This is a genomic window from Glycocaulis sp. (genome assembly GCF_050485565.1).
Taxonomy (GTDB): domain Bacteria; phylum Pseudomonadota; class Alphaproteobacteria; order Caulobacterales; family Maricaulaceae; genus Glycocaulis.
The window spans coordinates 176,164-194,512 of the sequence record NZ_JBJHBQ010000007.1; the positions used below are offsets into that span (position 1 = coordinate 176,164).

The window sequence follows — 18,349 nt, forward strand, 5'->3', positions numbered from 1 at the left end:
GGCTTCCGGCACGGGTGGGGGCAGTTCGATTGCGCCTCACCTCTGGCAACTGGCGTCCTCCGCTATCCATGCGACAAGGTCGGGAAATCCGATACCGCAATGCGCAGCCTGTTCGGGCGCAAGCGATGTGGGAGTCATGCCCGGCTGGGTATTAATTTCGAGTAACCAAAGCTTGCCATCCCCGCTCTCATCCCAGCGGAAATCAGATCGCGTGAGTCCCTTGCAGCCCAGCTCGCGATGCGCGGTGACTGCCGCTTCCATCGCCTTGTCAAAGACATCGCCCGGAATGTCGGCTGGCAGCTGATGGGTCGAGCCGCCATCTGCGTATTTCGCCTCATAATCATAAAAAGCCGTTTTCGGCACGATCTCGGTGACGGTCAGCGCGCGGTCGCCCATCACGGCGACGGTCAGCTCGCGGCCCGGAATGAATTTTTCGATGAGTATCTCATCACCATAGGGCCAGCTATCGGCGGCGAGTTCCGCAGGCGGGCGGTTCGCCCCCTCGCGCACGATCAGTACGCCAACTGACGAACCCTGATCATTGGGCTTGGCCACATAGGGCGCAGGCATGAGGTGCTCGCGCGCGGCGTCAAACCGGCTGGCGATCAGCCCGTCAGGGCAGTTCAGGCCCGCAAGGCGCAAGACCGCCTTGGTCTTCTGCTTGTCCATCGCCAGAGCCGAGGCCAGCACGCCGGAATGAGTGTAGGGGATGCGCAGATATTCCAGCACGCCCTGTATCCGCCCGTCTTCGCCCCACAGCCCATGGAGCGCGTTGAACACCAGATCGGGTTTGAGCGCCTTCAGATCGTCGATCCAGCGATCATTCGCCGGATCGATCTCCGTCACCTCATAACCCTTGGCGCGCAGCCCGTTGGCGCACTCAGCACCCGAAACCAGCGAGACCTCGCGTTCGGGGCTGTGGCCCCCCAGCAGAAGAGCGATGCGCTTGCTCATGGCTTTTCTCCTGCGGGCAGGCCGATCCGCTTGACCTCCCAGTGCATGTCCACGCCTTCATGCTCGGCGATCTCGGCGCGTATGTCCTCTACCAGGCCCTCAAGGTCCGCCGCGCTGGCGCTGCCATCATTGATCAGGAAATTGGCGTGCATCTCGCTAAAACGCGCGCCGCCCTTGCGCCGCCCGCGGCCACCGACCGCGTCCACCAGCTGCCAGGCAGACCGGCCCTTGCTCTGGGTCTGATCGGGGTTCTTGAAGGTGGAGCCGGAGGTTTTTTCGCGGATGGGCTGGGTGGCCGCGCGCTTCTCGCTGATTGCGTCCATGCGCTCCAGAATGGCGGCCGGTTCATCGGCGCGGCCTTCAAACACCGCCTCAGTGAAAATCCAGTCTTCGGGCGCAGAGCAGTGCCTGTAGGCATGGCCCAGCTCAACCGGTTTTACGATCAGGCGGCGGCCCCGCCGGTCCAGCGCAATCGCCTCGACCAGCACGTCCTTTGTCTCCGACCCATAGCAGCCCGCATTCATGCGGATCGCGCCGCCGATTGTGCCCGGCACGCCGACATAAAACTCCAGCCCCGCAATGCCCGCCTTGGCCGCGGCCTTGGCGGCCATCTTGTCGAGCAATGCCGTACCGATGCGGATGCGATTGCCCTCAAAGACTTCCGTGCGCGCAAAGGCTGGCGTCAGGCGAACCACCACGCCCGGCACCCCGCCATCCCTTACAAGCGTGTTGGAGCCTGCGCCCAGCACATGGACGGGAATGTCTTCGGGCGTCTCGGCGAGAAAGCGCGCGAGATCAGCCTCATCTGCTGGCAAATAGAGCACCTGCGCAGGCCCGCCGACGCGCAGCCAGGTAATGTCAGACAGCGGCGCGTTCTCTATGTACTGCCCGCGCACGTCTGGCAGTTGCGGGAGGAGGGAGGGGAAGGTCATATGCCGCCACCCTCTTTCTCCCCCCGCCTGCGGGGGGAGTGGCCTGAAAGGCCGAGGGGGGGATTTTGAAAAGAAAAGTTTCCCCCCTCCGTCAGCTGCGCTGACACCTCCCCCGTAAACGGGGGAGGAAAAGAAGCGGCAGCTTTGAAGTTTATAATCACAACACCTTCTCCAGACGCCCCGGAAGCTCCGCCGCCCAGGCGGTAATGTCGCCAGCGCCGAGGCAGACGACCAGATCGCCCGCCTCCGCGCGCGGCGCGATGTCATCGGCAAGGCTGCCGCGTGAGGTGGCCGCCGCGTCGCGATGGCCATGCGCTATGAGGCCAGCAATGAGCGAGTCCTGATCGGCGCCCTCAATCGGGCTTTCACCGGCGGAATACACCTCCGTCACCAGCACGCTGTCAGCGTCATTGAAGCAGGTGCAGAACTCCTCGAAGAGATCGTTGAGCCGGGTATAGCGGTGCGGCTGGACGACAGCGATCACCTTGCCATCCCCTGCCCGCTGGCGCGCCGCTTTCAGCACGGCAGCGATCTCCACCGGGTGGTGACCGTAATCATCTACCACGGTGACGCCCTTGGCCGTGCCGGTGATGGTGAAGCGGCGCTTCACGCCCGCAAATCCGGACAATGCCTTGCGCGCTGCCTCGTCGGTGCAGCCCAGCGCCTGCGCCACGGCAATCGCGCCGGTCGTGTTCTGCACATTGTGCTCGCCCATCATGGGCAGGGAGAGGTCTTTCCAGACCACGCGCTCCTCGCCCGGCGGCTGGAAGGCGATGTCAAACACCGCCCCTTCCGGACTGGTGCGCAGATTCACACAGCGCACATCGGCCTGCGGGTTGAAGCCATAGGTGATGATGCGCCGGTCCTCGATGCGCGCGGCCAGCGCCTGCACTTCGGGGTGATCGGTACACAGCGCAGCAAAACCATAAAAGGGCAGGTTCTCGACGAACTGGGCGAAAGCATCACGCAGCGCATCGAAATCGCCGTAATGCTCCATGTGTTCGGGATCGATATTGGTGATGAGCGCAACGGTGCCGCGCAGCTTGAGGAAAGAGCCGTCGCTCTCATCGGCCTCCACCACCATCCACTCGCCTTCACCCATTTTGGCGTTCGAGCCATAGGCGGAAATGATGCCGCCATTGATGACGGTCGGGTCAAACCCTGCCGCATCCATCAGCGCAGCGATCAGCGAGGTCGTGGTGGTCTTTCCGTGCGTGCCGCCCACAGCCACCGCGTACTTCAGGCGCATCAGCTCGGCGAGCATTTCGGCCCGGCGCACTACCGGAATGCGTTTGGCCCGCGCAGCCACCAGTTCGGGATTGTCGCGCTTGACGGCAGAGGAGACGACCAGTGCGCCCGCGCCCTCCACATTCTCGGCCCGGTGTCCGATATGCACGACCGCGCCCTTCTTGCGCAGGCGCTCCACATTGGCACTGTCCTTGATGTCCGAGCCGGAGACCCGGTAGCCCAGATTGAGCATCACCTCGGCAATACCGCTCATGCCGATCCCGCCAATACCAACGAAATGCACCGGGCCGGTAGCGGCAGGCAGGTCAATCGGAGCCATGAATACTGTCCTTGAAAAGTCTGTGTCAGGTGCGCGCGTTCGCCGCCTCCTGCAGGAGCGATGCCAGACGCAAATGCGCATCCGGCTTGCCTGCCTGCAGGGCGGCCTCGGCCATACTTGCCAGAGCTTCGCCATCGCCAAGCAGGGTTTCAAGCCGCGCCCGCAGCGCGCCTGCAGCGATCTCGTCCTCGGTGATGATCTGCGCACCGCCAGCCTGCGCCAGGCTCATCGCGTTGGCGCGCTGGTGATCGTCTGCGGCGATCTCCAGCGGCACCAGCAAGGACGGACGGCCCAGCGCCGCAATCTCCGACACGCTGGACGCGCCAGAGCGCGAGATTACCAGATGCGCCGCTGCGTAAAGCGGCCCCATATCCTCAAAGAAGGGCTCGCAATGGGCCTGCACGCCCGCCTCGGCATAGATGCGGCGCGAAGCCTCAATCTGCTCGGCGCGGGTCTGCTGCGTCACTTCAAGGCGCGCGCGCAAACCTTCTGGCAGGCCCGCAATCGTTTCAGGTACGCCGACGGACAGTATGCGCGCGCCCAGCGATCCGCCAATGACCAGCAGCCGGACCGGCCCATCGCCTTGCGGCGCAGCATAGGGCGTGCGCCCGCCCGCAAGAATGGCGCTGCGTACCGGATTGCCGGTGACCACATGGCGGGATTTGCGGGGCAGGCGGTCCAGCCGGTCAAACCCGGACGCGACCGCGAACGCATTGCCGGCAAACACCCGGTTTACCCGGCCCAGCACGGCATTCTGCTCATGGATGACGAAGGGTATGCGTTTAAGCCGGGCATGGGCCAAAGCGGGAAAGGCGGGATAGCCGCCAAATCCGGCAATCAGGTCAGGCTTGAACCCGGCAATGATGCGCCCCGTGCTGGCAAAGCCTCTTGCCAGTTTCAGCGTATTGCCTGCCGCCAGTCCCGGATTCTTCACAAACGGCGTTGCCGCCTCGATCTGGTCCACGCCTTCGCAGGGAAAACCCGTGGCGTGGCGCATGCCGCGCTGATCGGTGACAAGGCGTATCTGCCATCCGGCATCACGCAGGGTCTCGGCCACGGCGCGCGCTGGGAAGATGTGTCCGCCAGTCCCTCCAGCGGCGATGAGAAGCCGGGGGGCGCTCATGCCGGCACCAGCCGCGTGCTGCTGCGCTCTGGCAGATAGGCCCCCGGCGTGCGCTTGGTCAGCGCCAGCAACAGACCGGCCGCAAACGCCAGAGACAGCATGGACGAGCCGCCATAGGACACGAAGGGCAGGGTCATGCCCTTGGCCGGCGCCAGTTCCAGATTGACCAGAATATTGATGAGCGCCTGCCCGCCAAACATCAGCGCAAGACCGGCTACGGCCAGCTGGGCGAAATTGTCCGACAGGCGCATGGAGCGCGACCAGGCCCGTGCAAACAATATGGCGAACAGGCCAATAATGGCGAGCGAGGCCGCCAGGCCAAATTCCTCGGCGGCGACCGAAAACACGAAATCGGTGTGGGCTTCGGGCAGATGGCGCTTTATCTCGCCCTCACCCGGCCCGACGCCGGTAAAGCCCCCGCGCGTGATCGCGCCGACGGCCATATCAGTCTGGGTCGGGCCGCTGCTCGAAGCGGGCGCGAGGAAGGCGGCCACCCGGTCACGCACATGGCCGAGGAAGAAATAGGCCCCCGCCGCGCCGCCAATCGCCACACTGCCCAGAAGCATCGTATGCAGGATGGACAGCCCCGCCGCCCACAGCATGGCGGCAAATATGCCCGTCAGCAGGATGGACTGGCCAAAATCGGGCTGGGCTATGAGGAAGCATATGGCCAGCACATAAATGCCCGCCGCCACGAGGCGTCCGGGTACGGGCGCGCCCTTGCTCTCCTCGGAGAACAGCCAGGCGGTTATCACGATGAAGGCGGGCTTGAAGAACTCCGAAGGCTGCAGCGAGAAACTGCCAAAGCGCAGCCAGCGCGTGGCGCCGTTCACCTCATGGCCCACAAGGGCTACGATAATGAGCGCCAGAAAGCTGCCCACCAGCGCCAGCCCGGCCAGACGGCGCGCGCCGCGCGGGCTAAGTGCGGCTATCCCCAGCATCAGCACCACCGAAAGCACGGCAAAAAAGATGTGCCGGTAGAGATAGTAGAAGGGCTCACCGGGGCTGATGCGCTCCGCCGCGCTCGGGCTTGCCGCCATGGACAGCGTCACGCCAACCACGATCAACCCGGTGACGGTGAACAGCAAGGTGCGGTCCAGACCGAACCACAGGCGCGCCAGTCCGCTGCGGCTTGCCGTGTTCATGCCGCATCTCCCTTGGTTGCCCGCTCCAGAAGATCTTTCACCAGAGCGCGGAATGTGTCGCCGCGATGCTCATAGCTCTTGAACTGGTCAAACGAGGCGCAGGCCGGAGACAGCAGCACAACAGGCCGGCGATATCCGCTTTCAGCCGCGTCCATGGCCGCGTTCTGCAGGGCACGCTCCAGCGTGCCGGACATGTCATGGGGTACGGCCCCGCCCAGCTGCTTGCGAAGGAGGGCCGCATCCTGCCCGATCAGATAGGCTTTGCGGACGCGCCGGAAGTAGGGATGCAGGCTTTCAATCCCGCCGGACTTGGCCTGCCCGCCTGCGATCCAGAATATGTCGTGATAGCAGCCCAGCGCCTGCGCCGCCGCCTCGGCGTTGGTGGCCTTGGAATCGTTGATGAAGAGAAGCGAGCCCGCCTCGCCCACGCGCTCCTGCCGGTGGGGCAGACCGGGAAAGCTGGCAATGCCCGCCACCGCATCGGAAATGCTGACCCCAAGCGCCCGCACGGCGGCATAAGCTGCGGCGGCATTCTGGGCATTGTGCGAACCGGGAAGCGCCTGTGCGCGGTGCAACTCCATGACCGTGCGCGCACCGCCGCCGCTGGCCGTCTCGTCATAAAGCTTGCCGGCCAGCGCATAGACGCCGAACGATACCAGCCTCTGGCTGGACACCGGAATGACATTGAGACCGGCGCGCGATTTCAGGCGCGTACACACGCTGCGGCTGGGTTCATCATCCACGCCGACAATCGCCGTATCGCCGTCGCGCTGATTGGCGAAAATGCGCTCCTTGGCCAGACGGTAGCCATCAATATCACCGTGCCGGTCGATATGGTCCGGCGTGAGGTTCAAAAACACCGCGACCCGGCAGCGCAGGCTTTCGATCAGGTCAAGCTGGTAGGAAGACAGCTCAAGCACGTAGATCGCGCCCGGACGCGGCGGTTCGAGGCCCAGCACCGCATCCCCGATATTACCGCCCACGCGCACATCGCGCCCTGCGCTTTTCAGGATATGGCCGATCAGCGCCGTGGTGGTGGATTTGCCGTTCGTGCCGGTAACACCGATGACTGTGACACCGGGCGTATCGGCAATGGCCTGCGCGAACAACTCCACATCCCCGATCACCGGCGCACCAACCGCGCGGGCCAGCGAGACCATGCGGTGAGGCGCCGGATGGGTCAGCGGTATACCAGGAGACAGCACCAGAACGGCCATATCCCCCCAGTCACGCCGGTTGAGATCATCCAGCTCCAGCCCGGCCTTGATGGCGTTCTCGCGTGCGGCTTCGCTGTCGTCCCAGGCGGACACCTCCGCCCCGCCTGCCAGCAGGGCCCGCGCAGCATTGATCCCGGTGCGGCCAAGGCCGAACACCGCCACGCGGCGTCCCTTGTAGGCGGTAACGGGGATCATGGGGGAAGAACTACCTCAGCTTGAGCGTGGACAGGCCGATAAGGGCGAGCACTACGGCAATGATCCAGAAGCGGATGACAATGGTCGGCTCCGCCCAGCCCATTTTCTCAAAATGGTGATGGATGGGTGCCATGCGGAAAACGCGTTTTCCCGTCAGCTTGAAGCTCGCCACCTGGATCATCACAGAGAGCGCCTCAAGCACGAACAGGCCGCCAATAATGGCCAGCACGATCTCGTGCTTTACCGCCACGGCAATCGTGCCGAGCGCACCGCCCAGCGACAGCGATCCGGTATCGCCCATGAACACCATTGCGGGCGGCGCATTATACCACAGGAAGCCAAGGCCCGCGCCAAGGATCGTCCCGCAGATAACCGCGAGCTCCCCGGTGCCGGGGGTGAAATTCAGGAACAGATAGTTGGAATAGACCGCCGAGCCGACGAAATAGGCGATGAAGCCGAACGAAGCCGCCGCGATCATCACCGGCACGATAGCCAGGCCGTCCAGCCCGTCAGTGATGTTCACCGCGTTCGATGCGCCCACGATCACGATCAGGCCGAACAGGAAAAAGCCATAGCTTAAGGGGATCAGCACTTCCTTGAAGAAGGGCACGGCAATCGAGGTGGCAAAGCCTTCAGGCACGTTCGGGGCCGAGGAGAGCAGCTCTGTCATCCAGAACACCGCGATGAGCGCGACAACCGACTGGAGGGCAAGCTTCATCTTGCCCGAAATGCCCGCCGAGGAGCGCTTGGTCACCTTGCGCCAGTCATCGAGAAAGCCGATGCCGCCAAAGCCTGCCGTGACCAGCAGCACGACCCAGATATAGGGGTTGGAGAGGTCCGCCCACAGCAGGGTTCCCGCCAGTATGCCGATCAGGATGATGAAACCGCCCATGGTGGGCGTGCCAGCCTTGGTCAGCACATGGGTTTCCGGCCCGTCATCGCGAATCGGCTGGGAGCCCTTGGTTTTGAGCCAGCCGATGAAGGGCTTACCGATGATGATCGCAACGATGAAGGCCGTCATCAGGCCCGCGCCAGTGCGGAAAGTCAGATAATTCACCACGTTGAACAGGGCGATCTCGGAAGCGAACTGGGAAAACAGGAAATAGAGCATGAAAATCAGCCTTTGATGACCGCGTTGACGGCACCGTTTCGCAAACTTGCGACTACTTTATGAACGCCCGAACCGTTCGAGCCCTTGATGAGCACCACATCGCCGGGACACAGCATGTCCGCCAGCCGCTTGGTGGCATCCGCCGGGGATGCGGCCATCGCACCCTTCACCGATCCGGGAAGCGCGGACACCAGATGCTCCATCATCGCGCCAACGCCAATGACCGCAGACACACCGGCATCAGCCAGCGGCGCTACCAGTTCGCGGTGGCGCTCCGGGGCGCTCTCGCCAATCTCCAGCATCTCGCCCAGCACCGCGATGCGCCGGCCTTTGCCTTCGGGCTTATGGAGGGCGAGCGTGGCAATCGCGGAAGCCATCGACACCGGATTGGCATTATAGCTGTCATCAATGATGCGCGCGCTGCCGCCATCCAGCTCGATAAGGAAGCTCGCGCCGCGCCCGGCCTGGGCTTCCATTCCAGCCAGTACATCGGCAACCTGCGCGCTATCAATCCCGGCAGCCACGCAGGCCGCCATCACGGCAGCAGCGTTGTGGGCCTGATGCTCGCCCGGTGCCGGGATGGAAATATCAACCGTGCGGCCCAGCACATCGAAACGCCCACGCCCGGATGCCGCCTGCTGGTCCCATGACAGGATGCGCACCGCAGCGTGCCGGGCCTTGCCAAACTCGAACAGGAATGCCGCGCCGCTCTCGTTCACGCGGGCGGATAGCCGGGGCGCATACTCGCAATCTGCCGGAATGATCGCCACGCCATCGCCTGTCAGTCCTGCAAATATCTCCGCCTTGGCATCGGCAATGGCTTCCATCGAGCCGAGATTTTCCAGATGCGCGGGCGCAATGCGGGTGATGAGCGCGATATGGGGCTGGACCTGCGTGGTCAGGGCCGCGATCTCGCCAGCATGGTTCATGCCCATCTCGAACACGCCGCGCGCGGTGTCTTGCGGCATGCGCGCCAGGGTCAGCGGCACGCCCCAGTGATTATTGTAGGATTTGACGCTCCAGTGCGCAGGGCCGCTGGCGCGGAACACCGCCGCAATGGCTTCCTTCACCGATGTCTTGCCAACCGAGCCGGTGACGCCAACGCGTACAGCCTTGCTGCGCTCTCGCGCCGCGACGCCGAGGCGCTGCAGGGCCTCGAGCACGTCCGGCACGACAAGGCGCGCGCCTGTGCCTGCATCCTCGCGCGACACGATGGAGGCGGCTGCCCCTGCCTTTTCGGCAGCCGGTACGAAATCATGCCCGTCGCGCTGATCTGCCAGTGCCACGAACACATCCCCCGCTTCCAGGGAACGCGTATCAATGGAGACGCCTGATGCCTGCCAGCTATCGCCTCCCACCAGCCGTCCACCCGTAGCGGCGGCAGCTTCTTTTGCGGTCCATAAAGGCCCGGTCATTGCCCCCGCTCCCCGGTCTTGCCTGCCCTGGCAGCGAGAGCGCGCCGCGCCACCTCGCCATCGTCAAAAGGATGGACCACGCCCTTGATGGTCTGGCCGGTCTCATGGCCCTTGCCCGCCAGCAGCAGCGTGTCGCCTGCTTCAAGTGCCTTGATGGCGGTGAAGATGGCCGTCTCGCGGTCGCCGATCTCTTCGGCATCGGCTGCGCCTTTCAGAATCGCCTTGCGGATGAGGGCCGGGTCTTCAGAACGCGGATTATCATCGGTGACAATCACCCGGTCGGCGAGTTTCGCCGCGATGGCGCCCATCTTCTCGCGCTTGGTCGGATCGCGGTCCCCGCCTGCCCCAAACACCACAATCACCCGGCCTGCCGTATGCGGACGCGCCGCCCGCAGGAGCTTGTCGAGGCCATCGGGCGTGTGAGCGTAATCGATGAGAACAGGCGCGCCCTCAGCGGTCTCCCCGACAAGTTCCAGACGCCCCGCCACGCCTTTCAGGTTTTCCAGCGCAGAAAACACGGTATCGGCATCAACCCCGCTGGCTATCGCCATGCCGGCCGCCTGAAACGCGTTGCTGGCCTGAAACTCGCCCATGAGCGGCAGGGTCAGGACATGCTCCTTGCCCGCATGGACAAAGCGCACATGCTGGAAGGCGGCATGGGGTGTGATTTCCTTCAACTGGATATCGCGTCCATTCCAGCCGACGGTGACAATCTGCTGGTGGCGCGCCTCGGCGCGGCGCACCACCGCCTCGCCCCATTCGCTGTCCACCGTGATGACGGCCGGCGCGCCTTCGGGCAGCAGCTCATCGAACAGGCGCATCTTGGAGGCGAAATAGTCCTCGAAATCCGGGTGATAATCGAGATGGTCCTGGGTAAGGTTGGAAAAGCCTGCCAGCGCGATTTTCGCGCCATCCATGCGCCGCTGCTTCAGCCCGTGGCTAGACGCCTCCATGGCCAGATGCGTGACGCCCTCATGGCTCAGCGCGTCGAGCGCAGCGTGCAGGGCAATGGCATCCGGCGTGGTGTAGCCCACATCGGTGCGCCCGGAGCTGCGCGTCACGCCCAGCGTACCCAAAGCTGCCGCCTCATGGCCTGCCGCCTGCCAGATCTGGCGCAGAAATTCGACCGTGGAGCTTTTGCCGTTGGTGCCGGTGATGGCCGCGATGTATTTCGGCTGGGCCGGAGAAAAGCGCGCCGCCATGTGCGCCAGGGCGAGGCGCGGATCATCCGCCTCGATGACGGGAACGGGCGCAGACGTGCCACGCTCGGCCAGAACAGCTACCGCGCCCGCCTCCACCGCTGCCTTGATGAAGGCATTGCCATGCGTCGTCACGCCGGGAAGAGCGGCAAAGACAAAGCCGGGCTTCACCGCCCGGCTGTCCAGCGCCAGCCCGGTAATGGCCAGACCACGCGCGCTGTCCGGCACGGTCACGCCGTCCGGCAGAATGTCAGCCAGCTTGCGGCCCGCGCTCATGGTTCATTCCCGCTTGCAGCCAGCTCGACAGGCTCTTCCGGCCCGGCCCGTACCGGCGTGCGCGGCACAAACATGCGCGCGACCGTCTGCACACGCGCGCCGGGATCGGCCTCGCGGCGGCCCACGCCCAGTACCGGCGCGACGCGCTCGATGATCTCGCCGCCCGTCGGAGCCGCGTTCCAGCCAGCCGTGTTGAAGCCGTGCGTCTCACGGATGGGACGCGGCTGATCGAGGCTGACCACCAGCACATATTGCGGCTCGTCAAAGGGGAAGATACCGACAAAGCTGGTCAGCACATTGCCCACCTGATAGCGGCCATTGACGATGCGCTGGGCGGTGCCGGTCTTGCCGGCGATGGCAAGGCCCTCGCGATCGGCCTGACCGCCTGCCACAGCCGCGCGCATCACGCCCAGCACCTGAGCGGCCGTGGCCGAACTCATCACCGGAATTTGCGGCACGATGTCAGTGGGACCAACGGGGCGCAGTGTGGGCGGGGTGTAGATGCCGTCATTGGCAAGCGCGGCATAGGCGGCTGCCGCCGCGACAGGCGACACGTTGAAGCCGTGGCCATAGGAGGCCGTCATCAGCTCGGCGCGCCCCCAGCGTGCAGGCAGGATCGGGTTCTGGCCTTCAATGATCTCCAGCGGCGGACGCTCCCAAAGGCCAAGCTCGCCGAAGAAGCTGGTCAGCACCTCGTCGCCAATGTGCTCAGCCATCCGGGCAGAGCCGATATTGGACGAATGAATGATGACCTCGCGCGCGGTGAGAATGCGCGCCTGTGGCCGGAAATCGCGGATACGGTGAGACCCGATGGCGATCGGCGCGCGCGCATCAAACGTGTCATCAAGGCGCACCAGGCCGGCCTCGATACCCGCCGCGAGGGTCAGCGGTTTGAATATCGAGCCGAGCTCGTAGACGCCCTGAACCGTGCGGTTGAAGCGGTTTTCCGCAGGTTCGCTGCCCGCCCGGTTGGGATCGAAATCGGGCAGGGAAGCCAGAGCGATGATCTCGCCGGTCCCCACGCGCATCAGCACCGCCATCGCGCCCTGCGCCGAATAGCGCTCCATGCGCTCGCGCAGGACCGTCTCCAGCGCGTCCTGCGCGCCCAGATGGATGGACAGGCTTACCGGACGGCCCGAGCCGTCATTCAGCTCGTCATTGAAGGCGCGCTCGGCCCCGGCAAGACCGGCCAGATCGCGATCTGTATAGCCAACCAGATGCGCGGCGAGGCGGCGGCGCGGATAGACCCGCCCCGGCTCCACCCGGAAACCGATCCCCGGCAGGCCCAGCATGTGAATGGCCTGACGCTCGCGCGGACCAAGCCCGCGCTCTATCCAGACGAAATTGCGATTGGATGAGAGATCACGCTGCAGGGTTTCCGCATTCAGGTGGGGCAGCACGGTGCGCAGGGCCTGCGCGGTCTCAACCGGATCCCAGACCTGACGCGGATCAGCGAAGACAGAGTGGAAATCGAGATTGCTGGCGAGAATCTGGCCATTGCGGTCCACGATCTCGCCGCGCTGGATGGGGGCTTGCGCCACGCGCACGGGCGCGGCCTCTGCAAACTCGCCGGTGATCGCCAGCTCTACCGCGCGCCCTGCAGCAAGAAGAAAACCGGCACCGACCAGAACGCCGATAAAGCCCAGCCGCAAGCGCGTGCGCCCAAGGGCCTGCCCAGCCTCATCTTCCAGACGGATGGTCGCGTTGACATCAAATCCGGCCGGCCCGTCGCCGCGTACAGGTGCCAGCCCGGCGCGCGAACGCCGGATGCGGACCCTGCCAAACAGACGCGCCAGCCAGCCTGTCATTGACGTCCTCGTATACGTGGGGTGTTGGCCTGCCAGCTGGCCTGCGCCGTTTGCGGCGCCATGCGCTCGGCCTCGGCGCGCACCTGCGCCAGCTCGGCCAGCGACAATTCCTGCGCAGACTGTACCGGCTCAAACCCCAGATGGGTGCGGGCCAGGGCGCGCAGCTGCTCGGGGTCTTCCAGATGCGCGATATTGGCCGTCAGCGTGTTGATGCGCGAGCGCTCCCGGGCCAGCTCGACCTGAAGACTGGCGAGGCGCGCCTGCGCCGCGTCGGTTTCGGCCTTGGCCACGTAAAGCGCGCCCAGAAGGACCATGCTGCCCAGAATGCCGAAAAAGAAGAAGAGGCGTATCATGCGACACACTCCAGAAGGCGGCTGTAAGGGGGAACGCCGGGCAGGCCGTCATCTTCGGCAGGCCAGGCAGGATGGGTGGTACGCACGCCCGCACGCAGACGCGAGGAGCGCGCACGCGCATTGGCGGCAATTTCCGCTTCAGACGGCTCGATGGCCTTGCGCGTGAGAAGCGAGAAGCTGGGCGCAGGCCCGGCCTTCACTTGCGGCGCATGACGCGAGCCTTGCGAGGTCAGCCCCGCGCGGGCGCGCAGGAACGTCTTCACGATCCGGTCTTCGAGCGAATGGAAGGTGACAACCGCCAGCACGCCAGTGGGCTTCAGTATGCGCTCTGCAGCGCCGAGCGCGCGGATCAGCTCGCCCAGCTCGTCATTGACGTAAATGCGCAGACCCTGAAACACGCGCGTAGCCGGGTGAATACGCCCCGGCTTGCCTCCGATTACCCGCGCCATCAAGGAAGCCAGCTCCAGCGTGGTCTCAAACGGCTTTTCAGCCCGGTCCGCGACAATGGCGCGCGCCGCGCGGCGGGCATGGCGCTCCTCGCCATAGATTTTGAAGATCGCGGCCAGCTCGTCAGCGTCCAGATGATTGACGGCGTCCGCAGCGCTGGGGCCCGAACGCGCCATGCGCATGTCCAGCGGGCCGTCCTTCTGGAAGGAGAAGCCGCGCTCTGCCTCGTCGATCTGCATCGACGACACACCCAGATCGAGCATCACGCCGTCGACACCATCGCTGCCCGACAGCTCGACGATCTGCTCCATCAGCGAGAATGCACCGGACTGGAACGCAAATGTATCGGGGAAAGCCTTGCGCAGCGCGGCGGCGGCCTTGGCCGCTTCTGGATCTCGGTCAATGCCGATCAGGCGCGCGCCCTGCACCGCCAGCACCGCGCGGGCATAGCCCCCGCCGCCCAGCGTGCCATCCACATAAAGCCCGCCCTCGCGCGGGCGGATGGCCGTCATCACCTCATCAAGAAGGACCGGGATATGCGCCATCATCCGCCCTCCGGCCGGTGGGCAGGGCGGCGCAGCGCGGCCTTGTTGTCGCGCGCAAAGCTGAGATCACGGGCATGGCGCTCTGCGTGTGCTTCCGGTGACCAGACCTCGAAGCGGCGGCCCATGCCGACAAAGGTCGCCTTCGCATCAAGGCCCGCATGACTGATAAATTCGCGCGGCAGGGAGATGCGGCCGGTCTGGTCAAAGGAGAGCGGACGCGCGCCGCCAAAGATTACGCGCTCAAACGCGGTACGGGCATCGTCATACGGGTCCATGGCATCAATGGCTGCGGCCATCTCGGCCATCAGCGCCTCGCCGCCCCCTTCCAGGAACGGACCGTTAAACGAACACCAGACATAAATGCCGCCGAAGCGCTCGGCCGACACCACGGCACGGAAATCGGCCGGGACGGAAACCCGTCCCTTGGCATCTATCCCGTTGGTAGTGGTGGAGAAAAACATCTCCTGCGGCGCTCCCCGGCTTCCCACATAGCGACATGCTCCCCGATGTGGTTAATTGATGGGATATCATGGGAAACGATGGGAAACAATGCCGAAACCAGTCTCCAGCACTGTTTTTACAGGCGCGGCCAAGTAAAGGCGCAACACATTGCGGCGCAGCAAAACAGAACAGACAAAGAACAATTGATTAACGCCGCACGCGCTGTTTGGAATTTCGCAGGAAATTGAAGCGTCAGGCGGCCTGTAAGCCGGGTTCTGTGCCATTCTTTCCGATATGGAAAGAAGCGGCAGCCATTCCTCTTGGATGGCGCTTGCGCGCCACCTCCAGCGACCTACCCGGACGGAATGCGGAGGCGCACCTGCCCGCGCGAAGCGGACGCCCGTCCCTATTCGGTCTTGCTCCGGGTGGGGCTTGCCGTGCCCCCTTCCTTGCGGTCGGGGCGGTGGGCTCTTACCCCACCGTTTCACCCTTGCCGGACACGAAGGCCCGGCGGTCTGATTTCTGCGGCGCTATCCCTGAACCGGGGCTTCACCCCCGGCCCGCCGGGATTTCCCCGGCACCCTGCCTCCATGGAGCCCGGACTTTCCTCTCCCGCCCGCCTTTCGGCACTGGACGGAAGCGGCTGCCCGGCCGCCTGACGGGTGTTAAGTCGGCTTTCGGCGGGCAAAGGTCAAGCGGGCGGGCCTTTCCCCGCCAGCGCCTCGATCAGGCCCATCGTCTCATCATCCAGCACGCCATCAAGGCGCGAAGGCCGGTAGCGGCGCTGGAACTCTGTCAGCACGACGCCAAGCGCAAGTTCAGGGTTATAGCCGATAGCGTTGAGGAGGCCCGCTGCGCGCGCCTCATCAGGCTTCGCAGGCACCACCCCATCCGGCCACAGCCCCACGCCTTCGCGCGCCAGCCTCTCCCAGGGAAACTTTTCGCCCGGATCGATCTTGCGGCCCGGCGCAATATCGCTGTGGCCCACCACATTCACGGGCGCAATGGCGTGGCGTGCGATAATCGCGCGCGATAGCGCTATCACGGCGTCGATCTGCGCAGGCGGATAGTCCGGCAGGCCGAAATCATGCCCGCCATTGACGATCTCCATGCCGATGGAGGCTGAATTGATGTCGGTAATACCGCGCCAATAGCTTAAGCCTGCATGCCAGGCACGCTTTGCCTCATCGACCATGGCGATGACGCTGCCATCTTCCGCCACCACGTAATGGGCGGAAACCTTGGCGTCCGGGTCAGCCAGCCGGTCAATCGCGGCCCTGCCGGTCTCCATACCTGTGTAGTGCAGAACCAGCATGGAGACCGGCAAGGCGCGGTCGTTGAAATTCGGCGAAGGGCGGTGGATCAGCGTCATCGCGGTTTTTGTATCACTGTTTCAGGCGGCAGGGTGCTGGACCTGCGCGCAGCCACAAGGGCCACGCCGCCAATCGCGATCAGCCCGCCAGCCACGAGCTGCCAGCTCACCGGATCGCCCAGCAACACAACGCCTGAAATGACCCCGATCAGCGGAGCCATCAGCGTCATCGGCGCGATCAGCGAGGCGTCATAGCGGCGCAAAAGCCAGTAGAAAGCGCCATGACCGAATATGTTCACCACCACCACGGTGAAGATCAGCGTCGCAATCAGCAGCCAGCCGCCCGCCAGCATCGCCTCTATCTGGCCGCGCTCGAATATCAGGCTGGCAATCAGCAAAGGCGGCCAGGAAAACAGTCCGATCCACGCCTGTAAGGGGATAGTGGTCAGCTCCACGCGCTTGACAAAGATCGAGCCGGCCGCCGCCGCCATGGCCGCGCCAACGCCTGCCAGCAATCCCACGGTGAAGCTGATCTCGGCAGGTTTGAGCACCACCAGAGAGGCGCCCGCGAACGCCATGCCCATGCCGGAGGCACGCACCCAGCCCACCTTCTCCTTCAGAAACATGACGGAGAGGATGGTGGTGAAGGGCACCGAGAGCTGCACCACGATCGCGATGGAAGACGGCGTGGCGTAGTGCAGGCCGACAAACAGGAGAGCGAACTGGATCGCGCCCATGCCAAGCCCGGCCCCGATGACCGGCCCGATTTTCTTCGGCACCGGCAAGAGCCAGGGCGCCAGCATTGCATAGAGCAGCGCAAAGCGGATGAAGGCGAAGAAGAGCGGCGGCACGCCCTCAAAACCGGGCAGAATGTCCGGCGTACCGGAGACCGACCATTTCGCGACGACGAAATTGACGCCCCAGACCAGGCAGACAGCAAAAAGAAGGGCGAAATGGCGCGGACTCATGGGCGCGCTGTAGCCGCCATGAGACAGCGCTTCAAGTCACGAAACCGGGCGAAGTGTTACCGTTGGCAGCGGGCAGTTCAGCCGCGCGGGGTGCTGGTGCCGTCCACTGTCCAGCCGTGCGGGCCACGGCGCGCGACCAGCACCGAGCTGTCCGTCTTCCGGCCGCCACGCACCTTGCGGTAGACCCACCAGGCACCTGCGCCGAGAACCGCGAGCCCTGCGATCACAAAGGCCGCAGCCGTGAGCACAGCTGCCAGCAGCACAACAAGACCGATGAAAGCTGCAGCGATAATCGCAGCAAGAACCGCTCGCAGAGCCTGCACGGCGGCGTCGGAATTGAATGCCGGTTGCTGTGTCATCAGTGTCTCCCGCGTCATCGGCTCAAGAGTGACCCTGCCGGTCCGGCTAGAGTTGGGGGTTTAACCGGCCGCGTCAATGGTAACGGGCCATCTCTCACACAGATTTAATGCACGCTGCGGCGAATCCGTTCCTGCCAGCCTGCCTAGCCACTGGGCCTGATGGGTGGCGGGTCATGGCCTCAAAGGACAGCTCAGGCAGACAAGGCTGACGGTTTCAGTCCCCGCTCGACGAGGATTTTCTGATAGGCGGCGTTGATAACAGCCATTTTCTCGTCCGCAAGCCGTTGCAGCTCCAGCGGCGCGCCGCGCGCCATCAGCCGGTCCGGGTGATTCTGCGAGGCGATGCGCCGGTAGGCCCGCTTCAGATCACCATCCTCGATCGAGCGGTCCACCCCCAGCACCAGATAGGGGTCTTCCCCGTCCAGCGCGCCATGACCGGCCCGGATGCGGTCAAACTCGCTGTCGGAGAATCCGAAAATCCCCGAGACCGAATGGAGGTATTCCATCTCTTCGGCCGTCACGCGGCCATCGGCCTTGGCGATGTGAAATAGCCCATCGAGCACGTCTTCCAGAATCGCCGGATGCGCGCGGAAGCGCCGCGCTAGCCGGCGCGCATACCCCTCAAACCCCAGCGTTGTCTGCTTGGCCAGATTGAAGGCGCGCATCAGCGAAGCCTCAAAGCCTGAGGGCGCGCGCAAGACCTGGCGGAAGGCGGCCACCTCGTCATGGGTGACCTCGCCATCGGCCTTGGCCATCTTCGCGCCCAGCCCGATCAGGGCCATCGCAAACTCGGCATCATCCACCCGGTGCCCCGGCGGACAATCACCCTCCGGGCAGGCGAACGGGTCGGCGGGGCCGGTAATCAGCTCTGCGAGTTTGCGCCAGACGCTCATGCGCGCTTATCTGCACCGCAAAACCGGCAAACGGAAGAGGCAAATGGGCGCAGACAGCACCGCAATGTGGGAGATCTGGATAGATCGTG

At 64.5% G+C, this 18,349-nt stretch carries 17 protein-coding genes and 1 other RNA gene; all 18 read right to left on the reverse strand.

Going from position 1 to position 18,349, the window contains the following annotated elements; genetic code table 11:
* Window positions 1-36: 36 nt before the first annotated feature.
* Window positions 37-954, reverse strand: coding sequence for a D-alanine--D-alanine ligase (locus ACQ5ID_RS09785; RefSeq protein ID WP_429912266.1), 918 nt, complete (start codon window positions 952-954; stop codon window positions 37-39).
* Complete coding sequence (murB, locus tag ACQ5ID_RS09790) at window positions 951-1,886, reverse strand: UDP-N-acetylmuramate dehydrogenase (RefSeq protein WP_429912267.1); 936 nt, start codon at window positions 1,884-1,886, stop codon at window positions 951-953. The genes ACQ5ID_RS09785 and murB overlap by 4 nt, the downstream gene beginning before the upstream one ends.
* Window positions 1,887-2,043: 157 nt before the next feature.
* Window positions 2,044-3,453, reverse strand: a complete 1,410-nt coding sequence (gene murC, locus ACQ5ID_RS09795; RefSeq protein ID WP_429912268.1) for a UDP-N-acetylmuramate--L-alanine ligase — start codon at window positions 3,451-3,453, stop codon at window positions 2,044-2,046.
* 25 nt (window positions 3,454-3,478) lie between these two features.
* Complete coding sequence (gene murG, locus ACQ5ID_RS09800) at window positions 3,479-4,576, reverse strand: undecaprenyldiphospho-muramoylpentapeptide beta-N-acetylglucosaminyltransferase (protein ID WP_429912269.1); 1,098 nt, start codon at window positions 4,574-4,576, stop codon at window positions 3,479-3,481.
* On the reverse strand, window positions 4,573-5,721 hold the full coding sequence (locus ACQ5ID_RS09805; RefSeq protein ID WP_429912270.1) for an FtsW/RodA/SpoVE family cell cycle protein: 1,149 nt from the start codon (window positions 5,719-5,721) through the stop codon (window positions 4,573-4,575). Before ACQ5ID_RS09805 ends, murG begins: the two co-directional genes overlap by 4 nt.
* Window positions 5,718-7,133 (reverse strand): UDP-N-acetylmuramoyl-L-alanine--D-glutamate ligase, encoded by a 1,416-nt coding sequence (gene murD / locus ACQ5ID_RS09810; protein ID WP_429912271.1) that lies wholly within the window; start codon window positions 7,131-7,133, stop codon window positions 5,718-5,720. The genes ACQ5ID_RS09805 and murD overlap by 4 nt, the downstream gene beginning before the upstream one ends.
* A 10-nt stretch (window positions 7,134-7,143) precedes the next feature.
* Window positions 7,144-8,244, reverse strand: coding sequence for a phospho-N-acetylmuramoyl-pentapeptide-transferase (gene mraY / locus ACQ5ID_RS09815; protein ID WP_429912272.1), 1,101 nt, complete (start codon window positions 8,242-8,244; stop codon window positions 7,144-7,146).
* A 5-nt stretch (window positions 8,245-8,249) separates the two neighbouring features.
* Entirely contained in the window at window positions 8,250-9,659 is a 1,410-nt protein-coding gene (locus tag ACQ5ID_RS09820; RefSeq protein ID WP_429912273.1) for a UDP-N-acetylmuramoyl-tripeptide--D-alanyl-D-alanine ligase, read from the reverse strand.
* Window positions 9,656-11,134: a UDP-N-acetylmuramoyl-L-alanyl-D-glutamate--2,6-diaminopimelate ligase gene (locus ACQ5ID_RS09825; protein ID WP_429912275.1), complete on the reverse strand. Its 1,479-nt coding sequence runs from the start codon at window positions 11,132-11,134 to the stop codon at window positions 9,656-9,658. The genes ACQ5ID_RS09820 and ACQ5ID_RS09825 overlap by 4 nt, the downstream gene beginning before the upstream one ends.
* Window positions 11,131-12,942 carry a peptidoglycan D,D-transpeptidase FtsI family protein gene (locus ACQ5ID_RS09830; protein WP_429912276.1) on the reverse strand — a complete coding sequence of 604 codons (1,812 nt, stop codon included), beginning with the start codon at window positions 12,940-12,942 and terminating at the stop codon, window positions 11,131-11,133. The genes ACQ5ID_RS09825 and ACQ5ID_RS09830 overlap by 4 nt, the downstream gene beginning before the upstream one ends.
* Window positions 12,939-13,295, reverse strand: a complete 357-nt coding sequence (gene ftsL, locus ACQ5ID_RS09835; protein WP_429912277.1) for a cell division protein FtsL — start codon at window positions 13,293-13,295, stop codon at window positions 12,939-12,941. Before ftsL ends, ACQ5ID_RS09830 begins: the two co-directional genes overlap by 4 nt.
* Entirely contained in the window at window positions 13,292-14,287 is a 996-nt protein-coding gene (rsmH, locus tag ACQ5ID_RS09840; RefSeq protein WP_429912284.1) for a 16S rRNA (cytosine(1402)-N(4))-methyltransferase RsmH, read from the reverse strand. The genes ftsL and rsmH overlap by 4 nt, the downstream gene beginning before the upstream one ends.
* Window positions 14,287-14,748 carry a division/cell wall cluster transcriptional repressor MraZ gene (locus ACQ5ID_RS09845; protein WP_429912278.1) on the reverse strand — a complete coding sequence of 154 codons (462 nt, stop codon included), beginning with the start codon at window positions 14,746-14,748 and terminating at the stop codon, window positions 14,287-14,289. Before ACQ5ID_RS09845 ends, rsmH begins: the two co-directional genes overlap by 1 nt.
* A 228-nt stretch (window positions 14,749-14,976) precedes the next feature.
* Window positions 14,977-15,387, reverse strand: an RNA gene (gene rnpB / locus ACQ5ID_RS09850) — RNase P RNA component class A.
* A gap of 32 nt (window positions 15,388-15,419) precedes the next feature.
* Window positions 15,420-16,100, reverse strand: coding sequence for an N-acetylmuramoyl-L-alanine amidase (locus ACQ5ID_RS09855; RefSeq protein WP_429912279.1), 681 nt, complete (start codon window positions 16,098-16,100; stop codon window positions 15,420-15,422).
* The gene (locus ACQ5ID_RS09860) at window positions 16,097-17,008 is read right to left on the reverse strand and encodes a DMT family transporter (RefSeq protein ID WP_429912280.1); all 912 of its coding nucleotides are present in this window, start codon (window positions 17,006-17,008) and stop codon (window positions 16,097-16,099) included. Before ACQ5ID_RS09860 ends, ACQ5ID_RS09855 begins: the two co-directional genes overlap by 4 nt.
* A gap of 77 nt (window positions 17,009-17,085) precedes the next feature.
* The gene (locus ACQ5ID_RS09865; protein ID WP_429912281.1) at window positions 17,086-17,367 is read right to left on the reverse strand and encodes a hypothetical protein; all 282 of its coding nucleotides are present in this window, start codon (window positions 17,365-17,367) and stop codon (window positions 17,086-17,088) included.
* Between the two features lie 191 nt (window positions 17,368-17,558).
* Window positions 17,559-18,260, reverse strand: coding sequence for a TerB family tellurite resistance protein (locus tag ACQ5ID_RS09870; protein ID WP_371393601.1), 702 nt, complete (start codon window positions 18,258-18,260; stop codon window positions 17,559-17,561).
* Window positions 18,261-18,349 lie beyond the last annotated feature (89 nt).

Coding starts and splice junctions, on each gene's coding strand:
- ACQ5ID_RS09820 (WP_429912273.1), bottom strand. CDS start 9,659: ATGACCGGGCCTTTATGGACCGCAAAAGAAGCTGCCGCCGCTACGGGT.
- ACQ5ID_RS09860 (WP_429912280.1), bottom strand. CDS start 17,008: ATGAGTCCGCGCCATTTCGCCCTTCTTTTTGCTGTCTGCCTGGTCTGG.
- murB (WP_429912267.1), bottom strand. CDS start 1,886: ATGACCTTCCCCTCCCTCCTCCCGCAACTGCCAGACGTGCGCGGGCAG.
- ACQ5ID_RS09845 (WP_429912278.1), bottom strand. CDS start 14,748: ATGTTTTTCTCCACCACTACCAACGGGATAGATGCCAAGGGACGGGTT.
- ACQ5ID_RS09870 (WP_371393601.1), bottom strand. CDS start 18,260: ATGAGCGTCTGGCGCAAACTCGCAGAGCTGATTACCGGCCCCGCCGAC.
- rsmH (WP_429912284.1), bottom strand. CDS start 14,287: ATGGCGCATATCCCGGTCCTTCTTGATGAGGTGATGACGGCCATCCGC.
- mraY (WP_429912272.1), bottom strand. CDS start 8,244: ATGCTCTATTTCCTGTTTTCCCAGTTCGCTTCCGAGATCGCCCTGTTC.
- ACQ5ID_RS09865 (WP_429912281.1), bottom strand. CDS start 17,367: ATGACACAGCAACCGGCATTCAATTCCGACGCCGCCGTGCAGGCTCTG.
- ACQ5ID_RS09805 (WP_429912270.1), bottom strand. CDS start 5,721: ATGAACACGGCAAGCCGCAGCGGACTGGCGCGCCTGTGGTTCGGTCTG.
- murG (WP_429912269.1), bottom strand. CDS start 4,576: ATGAGCGCCCCCCGGCTTCTCATCGCCGCTGGAGGGACTGGCGGACAC.
- ftsL (WP_429912277.1), bottom strand. CDS start 13,295: ATGATACGCCTCTTCTTCTTTTTCGGCATTCTGGGCAGCATGGTCCTT.
- ACQ5ID_RS09830 (WP_429912276.1), bottom strand. CDS start 12,942: ATGACAGGCTGGCTGGCGCGTCTGTTTGGCAGGGTCCGCATCCGGCGT.
- ACQ5ID_RS09785 (WP_429912266.1), bottom strand. CDS start 954: ATGAGCAAGCGCATCGCTCTTCTGCTGGGGGGCCACAGCCCCGAACGC.
- murD (WP_429912271.1), bottom strand. CDS start 7,133: ATGATCCCCGTTACCGCCTACAAGGGACGCCGCGTGGCGGTGTTCGGC.
- murC (WP_429912268.1), bottom strand. CDS start 3,453: ATGGCTCCGATTGACCTGCCTGCCGCTACCGGCCCGGTGCATTTCGTT.
- ACQ5ID_RS09825 (WP_429912275.1), bottom strand. CDS start 11,134: ATGAGCGCGGGCCGCAAGCTGGCTGACATTCTGCCGGACGGCGTGACC.
- ACQ5ID_RS09855 (WP_429912279.1), bottom strand. CDS start 16,100: ATGACGCTGATCCACCGCCCTTCGCCGAATTTCAACGACCGCGCCTTG.